This window comes from Streptomyces sp. NPDC050619 (assembly GCF_040654815.1).
GTDB lineage: Bacteria > Actinomycetota > Actinomycetes > Streptomycetales > Streptomycetaceae > Streptomyces.
Genome location: NZ_JBFAIR010000019.1, coordinates 85,609 through 102,430, shown reverse-complemented (window position 1 = coordinate 102,430; position 16,822 = coordinate 85,609). Strand labels below are relative to the sequence as shown.

General features: G+C 69.7%; 17 protein-coding genes and 1 riboswitch. Of the genes, 7 read left to right on the top strand and 10 right to left on the bottom strand.

Translation table 11 applies throughout. The annotated features are described in order from the left end of the window. The first annotated feature begins 2 nt into the window (after positions 1 to 2). Positions 3 to 884, top strand: a complete 882-nt coding sequence (locus AB0I77_RS28835) for an alpha/beta fold hydrolase (protein WP_363285633.1) — start codon at positions 3 to 5, stop codon at positions 882 to 884. A gap of 245 nt (positions 885 to 1,129) precedes the next feature. Then, positions 1,130 to 2,611 (top strand): M23 family metallopeptidase, encoded by a 1,482-nt coding sequence (locus AB0I77_RS28830; RefSeq protein WP_363285736.1) that lies wholly within the window; start codon positions 1,130 to 1,132, stop codon positions 2,609 to 2,611. A gap of 119 nt (positions 2,612 to 2,730) precedes the next feature. On the opposite strand, the gene pcrA is transcribed toward AB0I77_RS28830, so the two are convergent. Further along, on the bottom strand, positions 2,731 to 5,217 hold the full coding sequence (gene pcrA / locus AB0I77_RS28825; protein WP_363285632.1) for a DNA helicase PcrA: 2,487 nt from the start codon (positions 5,215 to 5,217) through the stop codon (positions 2,731 to 2,733). Positions 5,218 to 5,451: 234 nt separating this feature from the next. Beyond that, positions 5,452 to 5,618, top strand: a riboswitch (cyclic di-AMP (ydaO/yuaA leader). An 8-nt stretch (positions 5,619 to 5,626) separates the two neighbouring features. On the opposite strand from pcrA, the gene AB0I77_RS28820 reads away from it, so the two are divergent. Further along, positions 5,627 to 6,811 carry an NlpC/P60 family protein gene (locus AB0I77_RS28820; protein WP_363285631.1) on the top strand — a complete coding sequence of 395 codons (1,185 nt, stop codon included), beginning with the start codon at positions 5,627 to 5,629 and terminating at the stop codon, positions 6,809 to 6,811. Positions 6,812 to 6,869: 58 nt separating this feature from the next. Here the strand turns inward: AB0I77_RS28820 and AB0I77_RS28815 are convergent, their stop codons facing one another. Next, positions 6,870 to 7,223 (bottom strand): hypothetical protein, encoded by a 354-nt coding sequence (locus tag AB0I77_RS28815; RefSeq protein WP_363285630.1) that lies wholly within the window; start codon positions 7,221 to 7,223, stop codon positions 6,870 to 6,872. Positions 7,224 to 7,633: 410 nt separating this feature from the next. On the opposite strand from AB0I77_RS28815, the gene AB0I77_RS28810 reads away from it, so the two are divergent. Next, positions 7,634 to 8,695, top strand: a complete 1,062-nt coding sequence (locus AB0I77_RS28810; protein ID WP_363285629.1) for an NlpC/P60 family protein — start codon at positions 7,634 to 7,636, stop codon at positions 8,693 to 8,695. A 7-nt stretch (positions 8,696 to 8,702) separates the two neighbouring features. Here the strand turns inward: AB0I77_RS28810 and AB0I77_RS28805 are convergent, their stop codons facing one another. The 5 genes from AB0I77_RS28805 to AB0I77_RS28785 form a co-directional block, all read right to left on the bottom strand. Continuing rightward, positions 8,703 to 9,086, bottom strand: a complete 384-nt coding sequence (locus tag AB0I77_RS28805; protein WP_363285628.1) for a hypothetical protein — start codon at positions 9,084 to 9,086, stop codon at positions 8,703 to 8,705. Then, positions 9,083 to 9,367 (bottom strand): type II toxin-antitoxin system CcdA family antitoxin, encoded by a 285-nt coding sequence (locus tag AB0I77_RS28800; RefSeq protein ID WP_363285627.1) that lies wholly within the window; start codon positions 9,365 to 9,367, stop codon positions 9,083 to 9,085. Before AB0I77_RS28800 ends, AB0I77_RS28805 begins: the two co-directional genes overlap by 4 nt. Positions 9,368 to 9,482: 115 nt before the next feature. Continuing rightward, positions 9,483 to 10,436: a hypothetical protein gene (locus AB0I77_RS28795; protein WP_363285626.1), complete on the bottom strand. Its 954-nt coding sequence runs from the start codon at positions 10,434 to 10,436 to the stop codon at positions 9,483 to 9,485. A gap of 243 nt (positions 10,437 to 10,679) precedes the next feature. Further along, positions 10,680 to 10,868 (bottom strand): DUF397 domain-containing protein, encoded by a 189-nt coding sequence (locus tag AB0I77_RS28790; protein ID WP_363285625.1) that lies wholly within the window; start codon positions 10,866 to 10,868, stop codon positions 10,680 to 10,682. Next, positions 10,865 to 11,683: a helix-turn-helix transcriptional regulator gene (locus AB0I77_RS28785; protein ID WP_363285735.1), complete on the bottom strand. Its 819-nt coding sequence runs from the start codon at positions 11,681 to 11,683 to the stop codon at positions 10,865 to 10,867. Before AB0I77_RS28785 ends, AB0I77_RS28790 begins: the two co-directional genes overlap by 4 nt. Positions 11,684 to 11,819: 136 nt before the next feature. On the opposite strand from AB0I77_RS28785, the gene AB0I77_RS28780 reads away from it, so the two are divergent. Then, complete coding sequence (locus tag AB0I77_RS28780) at positions 11,820 to 12,302, top strand: ATP-binding protein (RefSeq protein WP_363285624.1); 483 nt, start codon at positions 11,820 to 11,822, stop codon at positions 12,300 to 12,302. Here the strand turns inward: AB0I77_RS28780 and AB0I77_RS28775 are convergent. Continuing rightward, a complete protein-coding gene (locus tag AB0I77_RS28775) occupies positions 12,280 to 12,993 on the bottom strand; it encodes a response regulator transcription factor (RefSeq protein ID WP_363285623.1) in 714 nt (237 codons plus the stop codon). The genes AB0I77_RS28780 and AB0I77_RS28775 overlap by 23 nt on opposite strands. Next, positions 12,990 to 14,282, bottom strand: a complete 1,293-nt coding sequence (locus AB0I77_RS28770) for a PspC domain-containing protein (RefSeq protein WP_363285622.1) — start codon at positions 14,280 to 14,282, stop codon at positions 12,990 to 12,992. The genes AB0I77_RS28775 and AB0I77_RS28770 overlap by 4 nt, the downstream gene beginning before the upstream one ends. A gap of 179 nt (positions 14,283 to 14,461) precedes the next feature. On the opposite strand from AB0I77_RS28770, the gene AB0I77_RS28765 reads away from it, so the two are divergent. Then, a complete protein-coding gene (locus AB0I77_RS28765) occupies positions 14,462 to 15,952 on the top strand; it encodes a PspC domain-containing protein (protein WP_363285621.1) in 1,491 nt (496 codons plus the stop codon). Continuing rightward, positions 15,939 to 16,205: a hypothetical protein gene (locus tag AB0I77_RS28760; RefSeq protein WP_363285620.1), complete on the top strand. Its 267-nt coding sequence runs from the start codon at positions 15,939 to 15,941 to the stop codon at positions 16,203 to 16,205. Before AB0I77_RS28765 ends, AB0I77_RS28760 begins: the two co-directional genes overlap by 14 nt. A gap of 80 nt (positions 16,206 to 16,285) precedes the next feature. On the opposite strand, the gene AB0I77_RS28755 is transcribed toward AB0I77_RS28760, so the two are convergent. Beyond that, the gene (locus tag AB0I77_RS28755; protein WP_363285619.1) at positions 16,286 to 16,819 is read right to left on the bottom strand and encodes a DoxX family protein; all 534 of its coding nucleotides are present in this window, start codon (positions 16,817 to 16,819) and stop codon (positions 16,286 to 16,288) included. Positions 16,820 to 16,822 lie beyond the last annotated feature (3 nt).

Genomic DNA, 16,822 nt, shown 5'->3' with positions numbered 1-16,822 from the left:
CCATGAAGGTCACGGGGGCCACGCTGCCCTTTCTTCCCTTCTGCCAGCGGCTGTTGCCCAGCAGACTGGCGGGTTTCTCGCTGGCCCTTCTCAAGGCGACCGCCCTGGAGATCACGATCCTCGCGGGACACCTCCTCCTCTATCCCTCCGGCATCACCCAGGAGCGCCGGGCCGCCCCCGTGTCCCCGCTCCCCACACCGGACGACGGCGACGACGGCCCGGCCCAGCTGCCCACGCAGGCCAAGCCCCCGGTCGTGCTGCTGCACGGCTTCATCGACAACCGCTCGGTCTTCGTCCTGCTGCGCCGCAATCTCGCCCAGCACGGCAGGCAGCAGATCGAGTCGCTCAACTACTCGCCGCTGACCTGCGACGTCCGCACCGCGGCCGCGCTGCTCGGCCGGCACATAGAGGAGATCTGCGAGCGCACGGGCAGCAAGCAGGTCGACATCGTCGGCCACAGTCTGGGCGGACTGATCGCGCGGTACTACGTCCAGCGCCTGGGCGGTGACTTCCGCGTCCGGACGCTCGTGACACTCGGCACCCCGCACTCCGGCACCCGAGTGGTGCCACTGGCGAACGCCCACCCGATCGTGCGCCAGATGCGCCCGAGCTCGGAGCTGATCGAGGAGCTGACCGGGCCCGCACCCGGCTGCCGTACGCACTTCGTCAGCTTCTGGAGCGACCTCGACCATCTGATGGACCCGCTGGAGACAGCCTGCGTCGACCACCCCGACCTGATCTCGCAGAGCGTCCGGGTGAGCGGGATCGGGCATCTCGCCCTGCCCGTGCACCCCGCCGTCGCGACCGGGATACGCCAGGTACTCGACACGGAACAGACCCCAGCCGAAGCCACGGCCGACTCGGGCGGCCTGACGGTGGCCTGACAGCTGAAACAGCCGACCCACAGCCCTCGGACAGCCATTCATCTTCGAACAGTCTTCGAACGCAGAGCCAAACCCGCGCCCGCAGTCCCCCGAAACACGGCCGAATGCCCGTTTCCCGCGCGCGTGAAACCCGCGGAAGATTGTCGCGCCCGCATACCGCCGGGTACAGTCACCGCACTGCTCTGCCAGCCCCTGTTGTCGAGGCGAAAGAGAAGTTGGTGAACGACCGTCACCCGTCGGGGACCATGACCACCCCGGCTCCGGCTTCCGACGCCGCCTCGACGCCCTACGCGTCATACGGCACCCAGGAAGCCCAGTACGGCGACTTCACCACGTACGGAAACTACGACGCCACAGGTTTCGAAACCGGCGGCAACGCCACCCCGACCTTCGAGGCCGACCCCCTCTTCGGCTGCCTTCCCGGCGACGGCACGGGGTCGTACGACAGCTCGACGTGGTCCACGGGCAGCCAGCAGACCCTGAACTACGACGCGTACGCGGCCCAGCACCACGCCGCCCACGACAGCGGCGCGTACGACACCACCGCCTGGACCGGCGAGCAGCAGCACCTCTCCGTGATCCCGCCGCAGGCCACGAGCCCCGACGTCAGCGGCCAGTGGAACGCGGGCGCCTGGCTCCAGCCCGACCAGTCAGGATGCCCGGCCGACCAGACCCAGCACTGGGAATGGGGCACGCAGGCCTTCGACACCGGGGCGTACGACGCCACGCAGTGGAACTCCGACGGCGGCACCTCGGCAGCCGCCGCGGAGTACGAGCCCCACGCCGAATCCTTCCACCAGTCCCTCGACCAGCAGGCGACGGCGACCTTCGAGCAGGTCACGCACGACGAAACCGCCGCAGACGACAACGAGTTGGGCGTCACCGGCGTCATGCCCGCCGCATCCGTCGCCCCGCTCCTGAGCGACCGGGAAGAAGCCACACCAACTCCAGCCCCGGCCCCGGCGACACGCGCTGCCGCTCGCGGCGCGGGGCGCTCCCGCCGCCGTCCGCCCCCCAAGCGCTCCCCGCTGCTGACCATCGCCGTGCCCTCGGCCTGCGTGATGGGGGTGGCCGGGATCGCCGCCGCGTCCGTCGGCACCTTCACCGACGACAGCAAGGCCGCCTCGACGACCGCGTCGGACGTGACCGCCGTCAAGCCGTCCGCCGCGAACAACAAGCTGGACACCCAGCTGGAGAGCCTCTCCGCCGGCGTCGACGACTTCGCCGACCGGGCCAGCCGCACGCAGGAACGTATCGACCTCAAGGCTCAGCAACTGGCCGAGAAGAAGAGGGCGGCCGCGGAGGCGGCCCGCAAGGAGCGGCTGCGCCCCAAGTACGCGCTGCCGGTCGCCCAGCGCGGCCTCAGCGCCTACTTCGGCCAGGCCGGCGTCAACTGGATGTCCATCCACACCGGCATAGACTTCCCGGTCTCCTACGGCACGACCGTGATGGCCGTCACCGACGGCACCGTCCGGACGCAGTGGAACAGCGCCTACGGCAACATGATGATCGTGACCGCGAAGGACGGCACGGAGACGTGGTACTGCCACCTCGCCAGCTACCGCGTCGCCTCCGGTACGACGGTGAAGGCCGGCGACCCGATCGCCTACTCGGGCAACTCGGGCAACTCGACCGGGCCGCACCTGCACCTCGAGGTACGGCCGTCCGGCGGCTCGGCCATCGATCCGCTTCCCTGGCTGCGGAGTCACGGGCTCGACCCGACGTAAGCCGCCCGCAACACGCTTACAACCGGCGCAGTCGCTCCTAGCCGCAGTCGCACAGCTTCACCACCGGCGCAGTCGCCACAGCTCTCGCTACAGCGCTACAGCTGTCGCTACAGCCGTCGCTACAGCTTCTCCACCGGCGCGTACCGCAGCAGCAGCCGCTTCGGATTCGCCTCCCCGAAGTCGATCGTCGCCTCGGCGTTGGCGCCCGTGCCCTTCACGCCCACCACCGTCCCGAGCCCGAACTGGTCGTGCGTCACCCGGTCCCCGACCGCCAGCGCGACCACCGGCTTCTCCGAGGTCCGCCGCGTGGCGAAGCCGGAGGCGCCCGAGGCCGCCGAGCGGGAGCGGGACGACGACAGCGAGGCCGCCACGCCGGACGCCGGACCCGAGGACATCGGTGCCGTGGCACCGGTCCGCTTCCAGTCGACGTGGTGCGCCGGGATCTCCTCCAGGAAACGGGACGGCGGGTTGTACGACGGCTGCCCCCACGCGCTCCGCATCGACGACCGCGTCAGATAGAGCCGTTCCCGCGCGCGCGTGATGCCGACGTACGCAAGGCGCCGCTCCTCCTCCAGCTCCTTGTTCTCACCGAGGGCGCGCATGTGCGGGAAGACGCCGTCCTCCATGCCGGTCAGGAAGACGACCGGGAACTCCAGGCCCTTGGCGGTGTGGAGGGTCATGAGGGTGATGACCCCCGAGCCGTCCTCGTCCTCGTCGGGGATCTGGTCGGAGTCGGCGACGAGCGCGACCCGCTCCAGGAAGGCGGAGAGCCCGCCGACCGCCTCGCCCTCGGCGGACTCCTGTTCGAACTCCAGGGCCACGGCGGCGAGTTCCTGGAGGTTCTCGATCCGGGTCTCGTCCTGCGGATCGGTGGAGGCCTGCAACTCGGCGAGGTAGCCGGTGCGTTCGAGGATGGCTTCCAGGACGGTCGCAGGTCCCACGCCGGACTCGACGATCGTACGGAGGTCCTCCATCAGCGTGTTGAACCGCTTCACGGCGTTCGTGGAGCGCGCGGCCATGCCGTACGCCTCGTCGACGCGCTTCAGCGCCTGCGGGAAGCTGATCTTCTCGCGCTGGGAGAGGGCGTCGATCATCGCCTCCGCGCGGTCGCCGATGCCGCGCTTGGGGACGTTCAGGATGCGGCGCAGCGGGACCGAGTCCTCCGGGTTGGCCAGCACGCGCAGGTAGGCCAGGACGTCCCGGACCTCCTTGCGCTCGTAGAAGCGGACGCCGCCGACGACCTTGTAGGGCAGGCCGACGCGGATGAAGATCTCTTCGAAGACACGGGACTGGGCGTTCGTACGGTAGAAGACCGCGACGTCCCCGGCCTTCGCCTCGCGCGCGTCCGTGAGGCGGTCTATCTCGTCGGCGACGAACTGCGCCTCGTCGTGCTCGGTGTCGGCGACGTAGCCGGTGATGCGCGCGCCCTCGCCCGCGTTGGTCCACAGGTTCTTGGGGCGGCGGGACTCGTTGCGCTCGATGACCGCGTTGGCGGCGGAGAGGATCGTCTGCGTCGAGCGGTAGTTCTGCTCCAGCAGGATCGTCGTCGCGTCCGGGTAGTCCTCCTCGAACTGGAGGATGTTGCGGATCGTCGCGCCGCGGAAGGCGTAGATCGACTGGTCGGCGTCGCCCACGACGCACAGTTCGGCGGGCGGGAGGTCCAACTCGCTGGGCGGTACGTCCACCGGGTGCTCGGAGGTGCCGACGAGTTCCCGGACGAGGGCGTACTGGGCGTGGTTGGTGTCCTGGTACTCGTCCACGAGGACGTGCCGGAAGCGGCGGCGGTAGTGCTCGGCGACGTCCGGGAACGCGCGCAGCAGGTTGACCGTCGTCATGATCAGGTCGTCGAAGTCGAGGGCGTTCGCCTCGCGCAGCCGCGACTGGTACATCGCGTAGGCCTGGGCGAGGGTCTTCTCGAAGCCGTCGGTGGCCTGGGCGGCGAAGTCCTCCTCGTCGATCAACTCGTTCTTCAGGTTCGAGATCTTGGCGCTGAAGGACTTCGGCGGGAAGCGCTTGGGGTCGAGCTCCAGGTCACGGCAGACCAGGGCCATGAGGCGCTTGCTGTCGGCGGCGTCGTAGATGGAGAAACTCGACGTGAAGCCGAGCTTCTTGCTCTCGCGCCGCAGGATGCGTACGCACGCGCTGTGGAAGGTCATCACCCACATCGCGTTGGCGCGCGGGCCGACGAGTTGCTCGACGCGCTCCTTCATCTCGCCCGCGGCCTTGTTGGTGAAGGTGATCGCGAGGATCTGGCCCGGGTGGACCTGCCGCTCGCCGAGCAGGTGGGCGATGCGGTGGGTCAGCACACGCGTCTTGCCGGAGCCGGCGCCGGCCACGATGAGCAGCGGGGTGCCGTGGTGCACGACGGCGGCACGCTGGTTGTCGTTCAGCCCCTCCAGGAGCGCGGCCGCGTCCACCGCCGGGCGCGGGGCGCCGTCGCGGTAGTAGGCGTCCCGGTCCGGGGGCACGTCGAACTTTCCGCCGAACAGATCGTCCGGAACGGACTCCGGTACGTGATCGTCGTCGGGCGGCGGCGGGGGCTCCTCCGCGTGCCCACGAGGGGCCTGGAGGTTCGCCAGGAAGCTGTCATCAAAGAGGCTGCTCATCGCTCTCCGAGTCTAGGGCGCCCCACTGACACCCCGCCGCCGCCCCGAGAACATCACCCGGCCTTCTCGCCCTCCGGAACCGTTCCGTCACGGTCCGCGATGGCCGGCGACGCCCTGAGTCAAGGTCACGAAAATGTATCGGGCATTTCACCCATCAACCTTCACAGGCACCACACGAGTTGGCTACGGTGCCGAGCAGGCCGCACGACCCCCTCCGGCGAACGTCGCCGGGCCGCGCGGCCTCCGCCGAGTCCGGTGCGCCGCCGCGCAGCCGGAGCCGGGGACCCACCGAACTTGGGGTGAATCGGCCGGCTCCCTTCCGGGAACGGCCGTAGGGCAACCCTTCCAGACCACCCGCCCGAACCCGACAGCTAACTCGGTAGGCGGAGCATGGAAGGAGTCGCCTCCCTTGGCGTCGCACCGCAAGTCGCGTCCTTCGGGCACGCGCGTAGCAGGCATACGGACCCCCGCCCTCGCCACGGCGGCCCTCACCTCCGTGGCCCTGCTGTCCCAGACGGCCAACGCCGCCCCCTCGGCCGACGACAAACCGAGCCTCGAGGAAGTCGAGAAGAAGGTCGACGACCTCTACCGCCAGGCCGAGTCGGCGACCGACAAGTACAACGCGGCCAAGGAGAAGTCCGCGAAACAGCGCAAGCGCGTCGACACCCTCCTCGACGACGTCGCCCAGCGCACGCAGAAACTCAACGAGGCGCGGGAGGAACTGGGCACCTTCGCCGCCGCCCAGTACCGGACCGGCGCCTCGGCCCCCGACACCGCGACCTTCCTGCTCGCGGACTCGCCGCAGGACTACTTCGACCAGAACCAGCTGATGGGCCGGCTGACCAGTCGCCAGAAAGGCGCGGTCGACGACTACGTCACCGAGCAGTCCGCGACGATGAAGAAGCGCCAGGAGGCCACGAAGAGCCTCGAGACGCTCACCGAGTCGCAGGGCGACCTGAAGACGGCCAAGGCGACCGTCCAGACCAAGCTCGCCGGCGCACGAGAACTCCTGTCGAAGCTGACCGCCGAGGAGAAGGCACGGCTCGCGGCGATCGAGAAGGAGAAGCAGCAGGAGGCGGCCCGCAAGGCCGCGGAGCTGGCACGGCAGCAGGCGGCGGAGCAGAAGGCCCGGGAAGAGGCCGCGGCCCAGCAGGAGCAGGAGAGCTCCTCCGGATCCACCACCGCCCCCAGCACCTCCGCACCTTCCGCGCCCTCCGCGCCCGACTCCTCGTACGCCACCAAGGCCGAGAAGGCGCTGGCCTTCGCCCGCGCCCAGATCGGCAAGCCGTACGTCTGGGGCGCCACGGGCCCCGGCTCCTACGACTGCTCCGGCCTCACCCAGGCCGCCTGGAAAGCCGCCGGCGTCGACATCCCGCGTGTCACCTACGACCAGGTCAACGCCGGCACCACGGTCTCCCTCTCCAACGCCCAGCCCGGTGACCTGGTCTTCTTCTACGACGACATCAGCCACGTCGGCATGTACATCGGCAACGGCATGATGATCCACGCCCCGAAGCCGGGCGCGTACGTCCGCGAGGAGTCGATCTACTACGACGGCGAGTCGTCGATCTACAGCGTGGTACGTCCGGCCTGACGCGGGTCAGTGGTGGGTCCTGCTGACGCGGTCACGTCCATCGCGTCCGTCACATCCGTCATGTCCACAGCACCGCGATGAAGATGTTCGCGGTCGTCAGCAGACCCACCACGCCGAACAGGCTCTTGTCCACCTTCTCGTCGTCGCGCTTCACGTAGACCAGGCCGAGGATCACGATCAGCAGGGCCAGTTTCACGCCGATCTTGATGTTGTTGACGGGCTGGTCGTCGGCCTGGTTGAGCCCGACCAGGATCGCGCCGGTGACCAGCATGGTGAGCGCGCCGTGCAGCATCGCGGGGACGAAGCGGGCCGTGCCCTGGCCCATCGCCTTCATCTGCGTGAGGAAACCGCCGAGCAGCGCGGCGATGCCGACGATGTGCAGGGCGACGAAGAGATGGATGAGTACGTCCATGAGTCCGGAGCCTAATCAGAGGCTCAGATGCCGCCCGACACCGGCCCACCTCCCTTGACCGGATCTTGCATATATGCGACCCATAGCATCCCGTCGCCCCCGCCTGTCCCGGAATCCCCACTTCGGTCATCGCGCTGCGTGAAGTCGACGGCGCCGACACCGGATCACGGTCACTTACGGTCACCCGGCGGTCCGCTCGCGGCACTTCCGCACATCGCGTCACCGCGCCGGTACAGCGCGGTTTAGCGTCCTCCACCAGGTGACCGGCTCCCCACCGCCGCCCGGGCCAGGGGCGGTAGTCGGCCACCACCGCCAAGAAGGTCCGGCGGCGGTCCAGCTCCCCCTGTGCGGGCCGCCGCCGGACGCGCAAACCGTCCCAGAGTGGTCGTACGAAAGGACGTGCAGTCCACGTGGCAGCGCACCGCAAGCCCCGACAACGCTCGACCGGCGGCAACACGGCCCGTACGGCGGCGACGATCGCCCTCGCCGGCGCGGCGACCGCGACGGGCTTCGACGGGACCGGACACGCCGAGCCGCAGCTGACACCGGCACAGGTCAAGGCGAAGGTGGACAAGCTGTACCAGGAGGCGGAGGTCGCCACCGAGAGGTACAACGGCGCGAAGGAGAAGGCGAAGGGTGCCGAGACCCGGCTGGCGACCCTTCAGGACGAGGCGGCGCGCAAGACGGAGAAGCTCAACTCGGCGCGGGACGCACTGGGTTCGACGGCGGCCGCGCAGTACCGCGAAGGCGGCCTGGACCCCGCGCTGCAACTCGCGCTCTCCGAGGACCCCGACGGCTACCTGAACGGCGCCGAGTTCGTGGAACGGGCGGGCAACCGCCAGGCCTCCTCCGTCGCGACCGTCCGCAAGCAGCTGCGGGAGATCGAGCGGCTGCGCGGGGCCGCGCACATCGAGCTGACCTCGCTCAAGTCCCGTCAGGCCGAGCTGAACCGGCACAAGAAGACGATCAACGGGAAGCTGGGCACGGCCAGACGCCTGCTGTCCCAGCTGACCGCCCAGGAGCGCACGCGGCTCGGGGGCGACGCGTCCCGCGCCTCACGGTCGTCGACAGCGGGCCGGGACGGCCTCGCGGCCACCGGCTCCGCCACCTCCCAGGCCCCCAACTCCCGTGCGGCGGCGGCCGTCTCGTACGCCTACGCCAAGCTCGGCAGCCCCTACGTATGGGGCGCGACGGGCCCGGACGCCTTCGACTGCTCGGGCCTCATCCAGGCCGCCTACCGCTCCGCCGGCATCTCCCTGCCCCGCACGACCTACGCCCAGATCGACGCAGGCCGCCGCGTCTCCCGCTCCGAACTGCTCCCGGGCGACCTGGTGTTCTTCTACTCCGGCATCAGCCACGTCGGCATCTACGTCGGCAACGGCCAGATGATCCACGCCCCGAGGCCGTCGGCGCCGGTACGGGTGGCGCCGATCAGCGAGATGCCGTTCGCGGGGGCTGCTCGGGTGGTGTGAGGCAGCCTCACTCTCGCGTCACGGGCAAGAGGGGGACCCCGAGCCCGTGATACTCCTCGGGTTCCGTCGTGGCCACCTCCCAACCGGTCGTCATACTCACCACCGCGGCATGCAGAGGCGCCCACCCCTTCCCAGGGAAGAACGTCACGGCGATCCGCCCCATGGTGTCGGCGACGAGCCGGTCGATCGACGACACTTCCACAGCGGGGAGTTGGGCAAGGTGCACCGAGATGCCCGGGCGGCTCTTCGTCGCCTCCGCGAGGCAGAGTGCCGGAACGATCACCGAGTACAGCGGATCCTCGTGCGCCGCCACGACGAACCCGGACAGCACCCGATGGCCTCGCCCCAGGGCCAGCAGGCCATGGTGATCGAGGACGATCCCGTCGCTCACGCGGCTGTGCCCTTGCGGCGAGCGTCGGTGCGGGCCTTGTTCGCGGCCAGCATGCCGCGTGCCTCGACGAGTTCCTCATCCGTCAACGCCTGCCCGCGCAGCAGGTTCTCCTCGATGTACTCCCGAGCCTGCTCGGCTCGCTGTCGACGCTCGACGCGGCTTCGCATCGTCTCGTTGATCAGCGCCGAGAGCGACGGGGCCTCGCCTGCCTCGACGAGTTGCTGCAGCTCTTCGAGTACATCCGGATCGAGAGTGACGGAGATGGGCTTTTTGACTGCCATGATACGAGGGTATCGCATGGGAATATGAGACTCTCTTATTTCATAGGTACACCTGTGGGCGGCGGGGCGCGGCGGACGGGGAAGGGCCGTCAGTCGCCGCGAAAGGCCGAGGACTTCACGCACGCTGTGGCGTGCGAATGGCGGCGCGCACCTGCGCAGCCCGAGCCCGCACCGCTGATGGCCGCACCTCCGTCGGCTCTCGTGTCACACTCCCGTCCCGGCAGCCGCAGGCCCGGCAGAGGCCGCCGGGCAACGCCTCCGGGCGTCCGGGCACGCCGCAGTCGGTGCACTCCATGAGCGTGCGAGGCAACTGGGCTACAACGGCGGGCCGCTCGGGCGGCAACTTGTCGACCAGCCTGCGTCGTACGAAGGCCCGGGGCGAGTGGACGTCCTCGGGAAGCCCCGCCGACACGATCTGCACCAACTGCTCGGCGGTCACTCCGCGAGCGAGCCAGTCACCGGCCAACTCCTCCAGGGCGGCGCAGTCGGCGGAGGAGAGGGCGAGGCGGGGGTCGCGGAGGCCGAGTTGGGCGAGGGCGTTGTAGGCGGCGGAGGTCGCGGGCCGCTGGGGTTCGGGAGTGGGTCGCGGCTTCGGCTGCGGTGAATCGGCTGACGCACCGTGGAGTGTGTGGGGTGCCACGTCGCCGGCGGCATCCGTCTCCGGCGGCACATCACCATCGAGGAACCGGGCCCACCATTCGTCGTCACGTGCGGTGCGGGACCAGTAGGTGTGGAAGACCCAGCGAGTACCTGTGCCGCCCTGTTCCGGTTGGATACGGCGGCGTACCCGGCGCAGATGACCAGCCCGGCCGAGTTCGTTGAGCGCCGAGCGGACGGCCTGCTGACCGTAGAGCGGCTGCGCCTTGGCGAGGGTCTTGGCGTCCATGGCCGCGTTCTCGCAGAGCCGGTCGAGGAGGGCGGCGAGGTACGCCTCACGGGCGGGGAGGTGGTCGAAATCGCCTCGGCGCGGGGGCTTCTGGTCCGGGGCGGAGCGCTTGCCGTAGCCGGGCTTGGCCATGGGATGCGCTGCGAGTGCGGGCAGGGCCGCGATAGAGTTTTCGTAAGCCACGAGATCGTCCTAAGCCACGGATCTTGGGGTGAGACCCCGGCGGGTGCTGGTAACACCCGGCCGGGGTTGTTTGTTGTGGCGAACGCTAGACGGTCGCGACAGCGCGTCGCAAGCCGATCACGAAAAGTCACTTTGGCTGCCGCGCGGGCGAGTTGAGGCGCGGGGAGGGCGGGAGGGTGGGTGGATTCTGTCCGCCCGTTCCTTGAAAAAGAGGCTCGAATCTCGGCCCCCGAAGCCCGGGGCTCAGGCCTCGCGGGATGCGTACACGACGAAGGCCGCCCAGGCGTCCGGGGGGACTTCGAAGCGGGGGCTTCGAGTGCCGAGCTTCGAGTCGCGGATGTGGATGGTGTGGGGGCGGGGGGCGACTTCGAGGCACTCGCCGCCTTGGGAGTCGCTGTAGCTAGATTTGAACCACGTCAGGGGTTCGCTCATAGCTCCTCTGCCACCTTCCTGATGAATGCTGCCGACTCCTCAACTCCGAGCGCCTGCATGCGGATCATGCCATGCACTTGTGCGAGGGAGGAGACCTTGTCACCGTCGGCGTGCAGCACGCTGGTCTCGGGCCCCTCGACGTATGCGAAGCGCTCGTGTTCAGCAGTCTCAAGCAATACGAACGGGCCATTGAGCGCGATGCCGTTGCACTTCCCGAACGGCAGCACCTGGATGGACACGTTACGCAGCGCGCTGACCTCCAGGAGACGCAACAGTTGACGCCGCATAACCTCCCGTCCGCCCACCTCGGTGCGCAACGCGGCCTCGTGGATGACGAAGCCGTACACCGTCTTCGTGCGGCGCGTCAGCGCCTCCTGCCTCGCCAACCGTGCTCGAACCCGTTCCTCCACCGTCTCGTCGTCCATCGGCGGGCAGCTTTCGCTGATCAGCGCTCGCGCGTACTCCCCTGTCTGCAAGAGGCCGGGAATCAGCCCAAGCGCATAGTGATGCACAACGATCGCCTCGGCCTCGATCCCCATGTACTCCTGCGACCGCGCGGGAAACGGCTCAGGCTTGAGGAACTCATGCCCGGCCACCAACTTCCCCCGCGCCCCCCACAGTTGATCCGCGACCTGCAACAACCGCAACGTCGGCCTGCGCCGCCCGCACTCCATCGACTTGACGTACTCGTAGTCGTACCCGGCCTCATCGGCCAGCGCCTGCCGCGCGACCCCCGCTTCCTCCCGCCACAGCTTGATCTGCCCACCGCAGTACCGCCAGTTCTGCTGAGCCTGTTGAGACGCCCCGGAAGTCACCGCACCCTCCGCCTCCCGCCACCACACCGTGTACAAGCACGCTGTGTACCCGTTCCGCTACTCCCGAGGCTACGCGCCAACGACCAGCCTGATCACCACAAATGACGGAGAATCACACGCAAGGAACGAAGCGCGCATGCCCGAGGAAGTCGAGTGGCGGCTGCCCCGTCACGCCCGCAGCGTGGGCCGGGCCCGAGCCCTCCTCCGCGACCAGGCCGTCGCCTGGAAGCTCCCGGACGAGGTGACGGAGACGGCCGTACTCCTGCTCAGCGAACTGATGACGAACGCCTACCGCCACGCGAAGGTCTCCCCCGGACGCGAGATCTGGACCCGCTGCACCCTGGAGGCCGAACCCCTCCACGTCTCGGTCGCGGACGCGAACGGCACACCGCCGACGCCCCGCCCGGCGCTGCCGGACGACGAGTCCGGCCGAGGCCTGGCGCTGGTGGCGGCGCTGTCGGACCGCTGGGGTGCGAGACCTCGGTCCGGCGGCATCGGCAAGACCGTCTGGTTCGAGCTGGTCCGCTCACCGGGTGAGGACGCCGGTCAACGCTCCTCAGACCCTGGACAGGATCGCGTACACGCCTACCGGACAGTCACACCAACCGCCGAGCCGTAGCCCACCGAGTCAGCTCATGCCGGTTCGACAGCTGAAGCTTCCTCAGCACCGCCGACACATGGGACTCCACCGTCTTCACGGAGATGAACAGCTGCTTGGCGATCTCCTTGTACGCGTACCCGCGGGCGATCAGGCGCAGCACCTCGCGCTCGCGCTGGGTGAGGCGGTCGAGGTCCTCGTCCACCGGCGGCGCGTCCGTGGACGCGAAGGCGTCCAGGACGAAACCGGCGAGCCTCGGTGAGAAGACCGCGTCGCCCTCCTGGACTCGGAAGATGGAGTTGATCAGGTCCGCGCCCGTGATCGTCTTCGTCACGTAGCCCCTCGCGCCGCCGCGGATCACTCCGATCACGTCCTCCGCCGCGTCCGAGACGGACAGGGCGAGGAAGCGGACGGGCTGTTCGGCGTCGGCCATCAACGGGGCGCAGCGGCGCAGGACTTCGACGCCGCCGCCGCCCGGGAGGTGGACGTCGAGGAGGACGACCTCGGGCCGAGTCGCGGTGATGACCGTGACCGCCTGGTCGACGTCCGCGGCCTCGCCGACGACCTCGACACCGGTCTGCTCGGTCTGGCCGATCTCGGCCTGCACACCTGTGCGGAACATGCGGTGGTCGTCGACGAGGACCACGCGCACGTGACGCTCGCCCGCCTCCGCCGCTCCCGCCGTACTGTTCGCCTCGGTCGGGTCGCTCATGACGTCTTCTCCGCCCTCTCCATCTCCAGCTCGACCTCCGTGCCGCCGTCCGGCACCGCGCGCAGTCGCGCCGTGCCGCCGTGTCGCTCCATGCGGCCGATGATCGATTCTCTGACGCCCATGCGGTCGGCGGGTATCGAGTCGAGGTCGAAGCCGGGGCCGCGGTCCCGGACGGACACGAAGACCGTCTTGCCCTCGACTTCGGCGTAGACCTGGACGGCGCCGCCCTCGCCACCGTACTTGGCCGCGTTCACCATTGCCTCGCGCGCGGCCTGCATCTGTGCGCCGATTCTCTCGTCGAGGGGGCAGTCGCCGACGACGACCACCTCGATGGGGACTCCGTGCTTGTCCTCGACCTCCGCGGCGTTGCGCCGTACCGCGTCGGCGAGGGTGGTGGGTTCGTCGGCCTCGTCCTTGCCGGTGCCCTCGGGTTTGTACAGCCAGGTGCGCAGGTCGCGTTCCTGGGCGCGGGCGAGGCGGCGCACCTCTGCCGGGTTCTCCGCGCTGCGCTGTATCAGGGTCAGGGTGTGCAGCACGGAGTCGTGGACGTGGGCGGCGACCTCGGCGCGCTCCTGGGCGCGGATACGCATCAGACGCTCCTCGGAGAGGTCCTGGGTCATGCGCACCAGGTAGGGACCGGCAAGGAGCGTTATGCCGACGAGGACCGCGAGAGCCGCCTGGAGGATCGAGCCGAGGTGGGCGGCCGATCCCTGGAGGACGAAGATGCCGGAGACGCCCGCGGTGACGAGCAGGACACCCGCACCCGCGCGCAGCAGGGTGAGCGTGCGCCGGCGGCGGCCGGCCTCGACCCAGCGGGCCCGGCGGGCATTGTCCGCCTGGCGCCAGACGAGGGCGACGCCGGCGCCGACGAGGACGATCGGCCAGAGGTAGGCCTTGGCGCCGTTGCCCAGATTCACATTGCCCACGAAGACCATGGCCACGACGACCATAAGGAGCAGGGCCACGATCTGGCCCTTGTCCGGCCTGCGGGCGACGAGTCTGCGGCGGCCGTCCGGCGAGGTCTCGGCGGTGACGAGGGACGGGGGCCGCTGACCGCCGACCCCGCCGACGCCGAGGGGTACGAAGAACCAGAACGCGGCATACAGCAGGGCACCGAGGCCGTCCGCCATGAACAGGCCGACGAAGACGAGCCGCACCCAGATCACGGGCAGCCCGAGATGCCCGGCGAGCCCCCGCGCCACACCACCGAGCCAGCGTCCGTCACTGCTGCGGTAGAGCTTGCGCGGCGGCCGCGGTTCGACGAGTGGCGCTGTCGCGGCTTCCGGCATGCCATTGATGGTCACACGGTCGGCCCAGCGGAGCATCAGGGTCGACCCCCGAGACTCCCCTGATCTTCGGCCGCCGGCTCTGTCGAACGCTTCCCCGGCGCCGGCTCAGGGCAGATATCAGGGTCCGGCCAGGGTCCTACCGACTGCCGCTGCGGCGGTGCGCCCGTCACCATGGACACATGACAGAGCACCAGCACGCCGCGGACTCCGCGCCCGACGAGGGCACCTCGTCCGACGCGCGCACCGCGGCCCCCGCGGCCGGGGAACCGCGCGCACAGGAACAGGGAGGCATGCGCGGGCGGGCGAGCGCGCCCGGAGATCCAGGAGATCCAGGAGATCCAGAGGACAAGGCCGCGACGCCCGAGGCGCCCGGCGAAACCGGTGCGGCCGAGTTGCCCCGTAAGTTCCGGCGCGGGAGGCGGCACAAGTTGCTCGCCGGTGTGTGCGCCGGGCTGGGGCGGCAGTACGACATGGATCCGGTGATCTTCCGGATCACCCTCGCGGTACTCTCCGCCACCGGCGGCATCGGCCTCATCTTCTACGGCTTCGCCTGGCTCTTCGTCCCGTACGACGACGAGGACGAGAACGAGCTGCGCAAACTGCTCACCGGCCGCGTCGACGGCCAGGCGCTGACGGCGGTGCTGTTCGCGCTGGTCGGCTGCGGAGTGTTCCTGACCCTGCTGAACAACGGCGGGGTGCTGACCTTCGCCGTCGTCCTCTCCTTGCTCCTCGCGGGCGCGGGGTACTGGTCACGGCAGCGCGGCGCCCCCGACACCGACCCCCTGGGCGCGCAGGCCGTCGCCGACGCCCCGCCGGAGGCCCAGGCGCCGCCGGTGCCCGCCGCCTACTCGTCCTGGTGGCGCGACCCCATCGTCAAGGACGGCACACACGTGGGCGGCACCGGCTATCTGTGGGGCCCCCAGGACTCCCGCGACCGGGACATCGCGGCGGCCGTCAACATCAGCCTCGGCTCCTCCTGGGACCACCGCGGTGGCATACCCACCCCGCGCGCGCAGCCCCCCAAGCCGCGCGGCCCCCGCTGGATAGGCGGCTGGGTCCTCGTCTTCGCCCTGATCGCGGGCACTCTCGGCACCCGCCTGACGTGGGAGGACCGGACACTGGGCACCAGCGTGGAGACCGGCCTGGCCTGCGCACTCGTCGTCTTCGGCATAGGCATCGCGGTCAGCGCGTTCCTGGGGCGGACGGGCGCGGGATCGGTCTTCCTGGCGGTCATCACGGCGGCCCTGCTCGCCGGTTCGGCCGCCCTGCCCAAGGACATCAACACCCACTGGGAGCGGACGGACTGGCGGCCCGCCGCGGTGGCGGACGTCCATCAGCACTACAAGGTCGGCAGCGGCGTCGGCACCCTGGACCTGAGCCGCCTTGACCTGGCGAAGGGGCAGACGGTGACCACGCAGGCCGACGTGGGCATGGGCCGCCTGCGGGTGATCGTGCCCGAGGACGTGGCCGTGAAGGTGAGCATCAATGTGGGCGTGGGCGACATCCAGTTGCCGGGCGACGACGAGAAGGACGTGGACGTGGCACCGGGCAAGCAGAAAGAGGTGACCCTGGCACCGACGGGCGCGGCCAAGGCCAGGGCCAACGGCACGCTCGACCTCGACCTGCGGGTCGGCATCGGACAGGCGGAGGTGAGCCGTGCTACGTCATGAGTTCCAGCCCGGGAGGCTGGTCGCCGGGCTCTTCCTCATCCTCGCGGGCATCATCTACGCCGGTGACGCGGGGGGCCTCTGGGACACCCCCTGGTTCGTGATCATCCCCGTGGTCGTGGGCGGCCTGTGCCTGGCGGGCGCGGTCGGAGTCCTGACCCGGGGCATACGCAAACGCCGCGGAGCGGGCCGTACGGACCTCGCCGGGCCACCGCCACCGCTCCCCTCCGCGAATCAGCCACCGGCACCGCACTGACCGAGGACGGAAGGGGGTCCCGGGACGGAAGGGGGTCCCCAGACGGACAGGGTCCCCAGACGGACGGGATCCCGACCCCGCTACCGATAACCGCCCAGCCTCCGCCTCCGTCGCCGACCGCGTAGCGCCGCGTCCAGGGAGAGGAAAGGCGCACCCGCGAGGACGAGAGGCAGCCAGGCCATCAGATAGGCGAGGTCATTGCCGTAGTAGTACGGCTCGGTGGCCCAGCTCACGGTCAGCCACAGGCTGAGCGAGATCAGCGCGCCGCCGAGCGCGGCCAGACGAGTGAGGAGACCGATCAGGGTGCCGATACCGACGGCGAGTTCACCGAAGGCGATGGCGTAGCCGAAACCGACGGGGTTCTTCAGGGCCAGGTCCACCAGGGCCGGGATGGCCGAGGAGTCGCGGATGGTGCGCATGAGATCACCGATCGAGCCGGAACCGGAGTTCTTCATGAAGGCGCTGTCGGTGAGTTTGTCCAGGCCGGCGTAGATGAAGGTGACGCCGAGGAAGACGCGGAGCGGAAGCAGCGCGTATCGGGTGGCGGTCTCGCGCCAGTCCCGGTCGCCGTCCAGATAGGGGGAATGCGTGTCCGTACGAATGCCGTGAGTCATCGC

Bases quoted from the DNA above. Each gene is read 5' to 3' on its own strand.
- AB0I77_RS28755 (WP_363285619.1), bottom strand. From the start codon at position 16,819: ATGACTCACGGCATTCGTACGGACACGCATTCCCCCTATCTGGACGGC.
- AB0I77_RS28815 (WP_363285630.1), bottom strand. From the start codon at position 7,223: ATGGACGTACTCATCCATCTCTTCGTCGCCCTGCACATCGTCGGCATC.
- AB0I77_RS28775 (WP_363285623.1), bottom strand. From the start codon at position 12,993: ATGAGCGACCCGACCGAGGCGAACAGTACGGCGGGAGCGGCGGAGGCG.
- pcrA (WP_363285632.1), bottom strand. From the start codon at position 5,217: ATGAGCAGCCTCTTTGATGACAGCTTCCTGGCGAACCTCCAGGCCCCT.
- AB0I77_RS28790 (WP_363285625.1), bottom strand. From the start codon at position 10,868: ATGAGCGAACCCCTGACGTGGTTCAAATCTAGCTACAGCGACTCCCAA.
- AB0I77_RS28770 (WP_363285622.1), bottom strand. From the start codon at position 14,282: ATGCCGGAAGCCGCGACAGCGCCACTCGTCGAACCGCGGCCGCCGCGC.
- AB0I77_RS28835 (WP_363285633.1), top strand. From the start codon at position 3: ATGAAGGTCACGGGGGCCACGCTGCCCTTTCTTCCCTTCTGCCAGCGG.
- AB0I77_RS28780 (WP_363285624.1), top strand. From the start codon at position 11,820: ATGCCCGAGGAAGTCGAGTGGCGGCTGCCCCGTCACGCCCGCAGCGTG.
- AB0I77_RS28800 (WP_363285627.1), bottom strand. From the start codon at position 9,367: ATGGCAGTCAAAAAGCCCATCTCCGTCACTCTCGATCCGGATGTACTC.
- AB0I77_RS28830 (WP_363285736.1), top strand. From the start codon at position 1,130: ATGACCACCCCGGCTCCGGCTTCCGACGCCGCCTCGACGCCCTACGCG.
- AB0I77_RS28765 (WP_363285621.1), top strand. From the start codon at position 14,462: ATGACAGAGCACCAGCACGCCGCGGACTCCGCGCCCGACGAGGGCACC.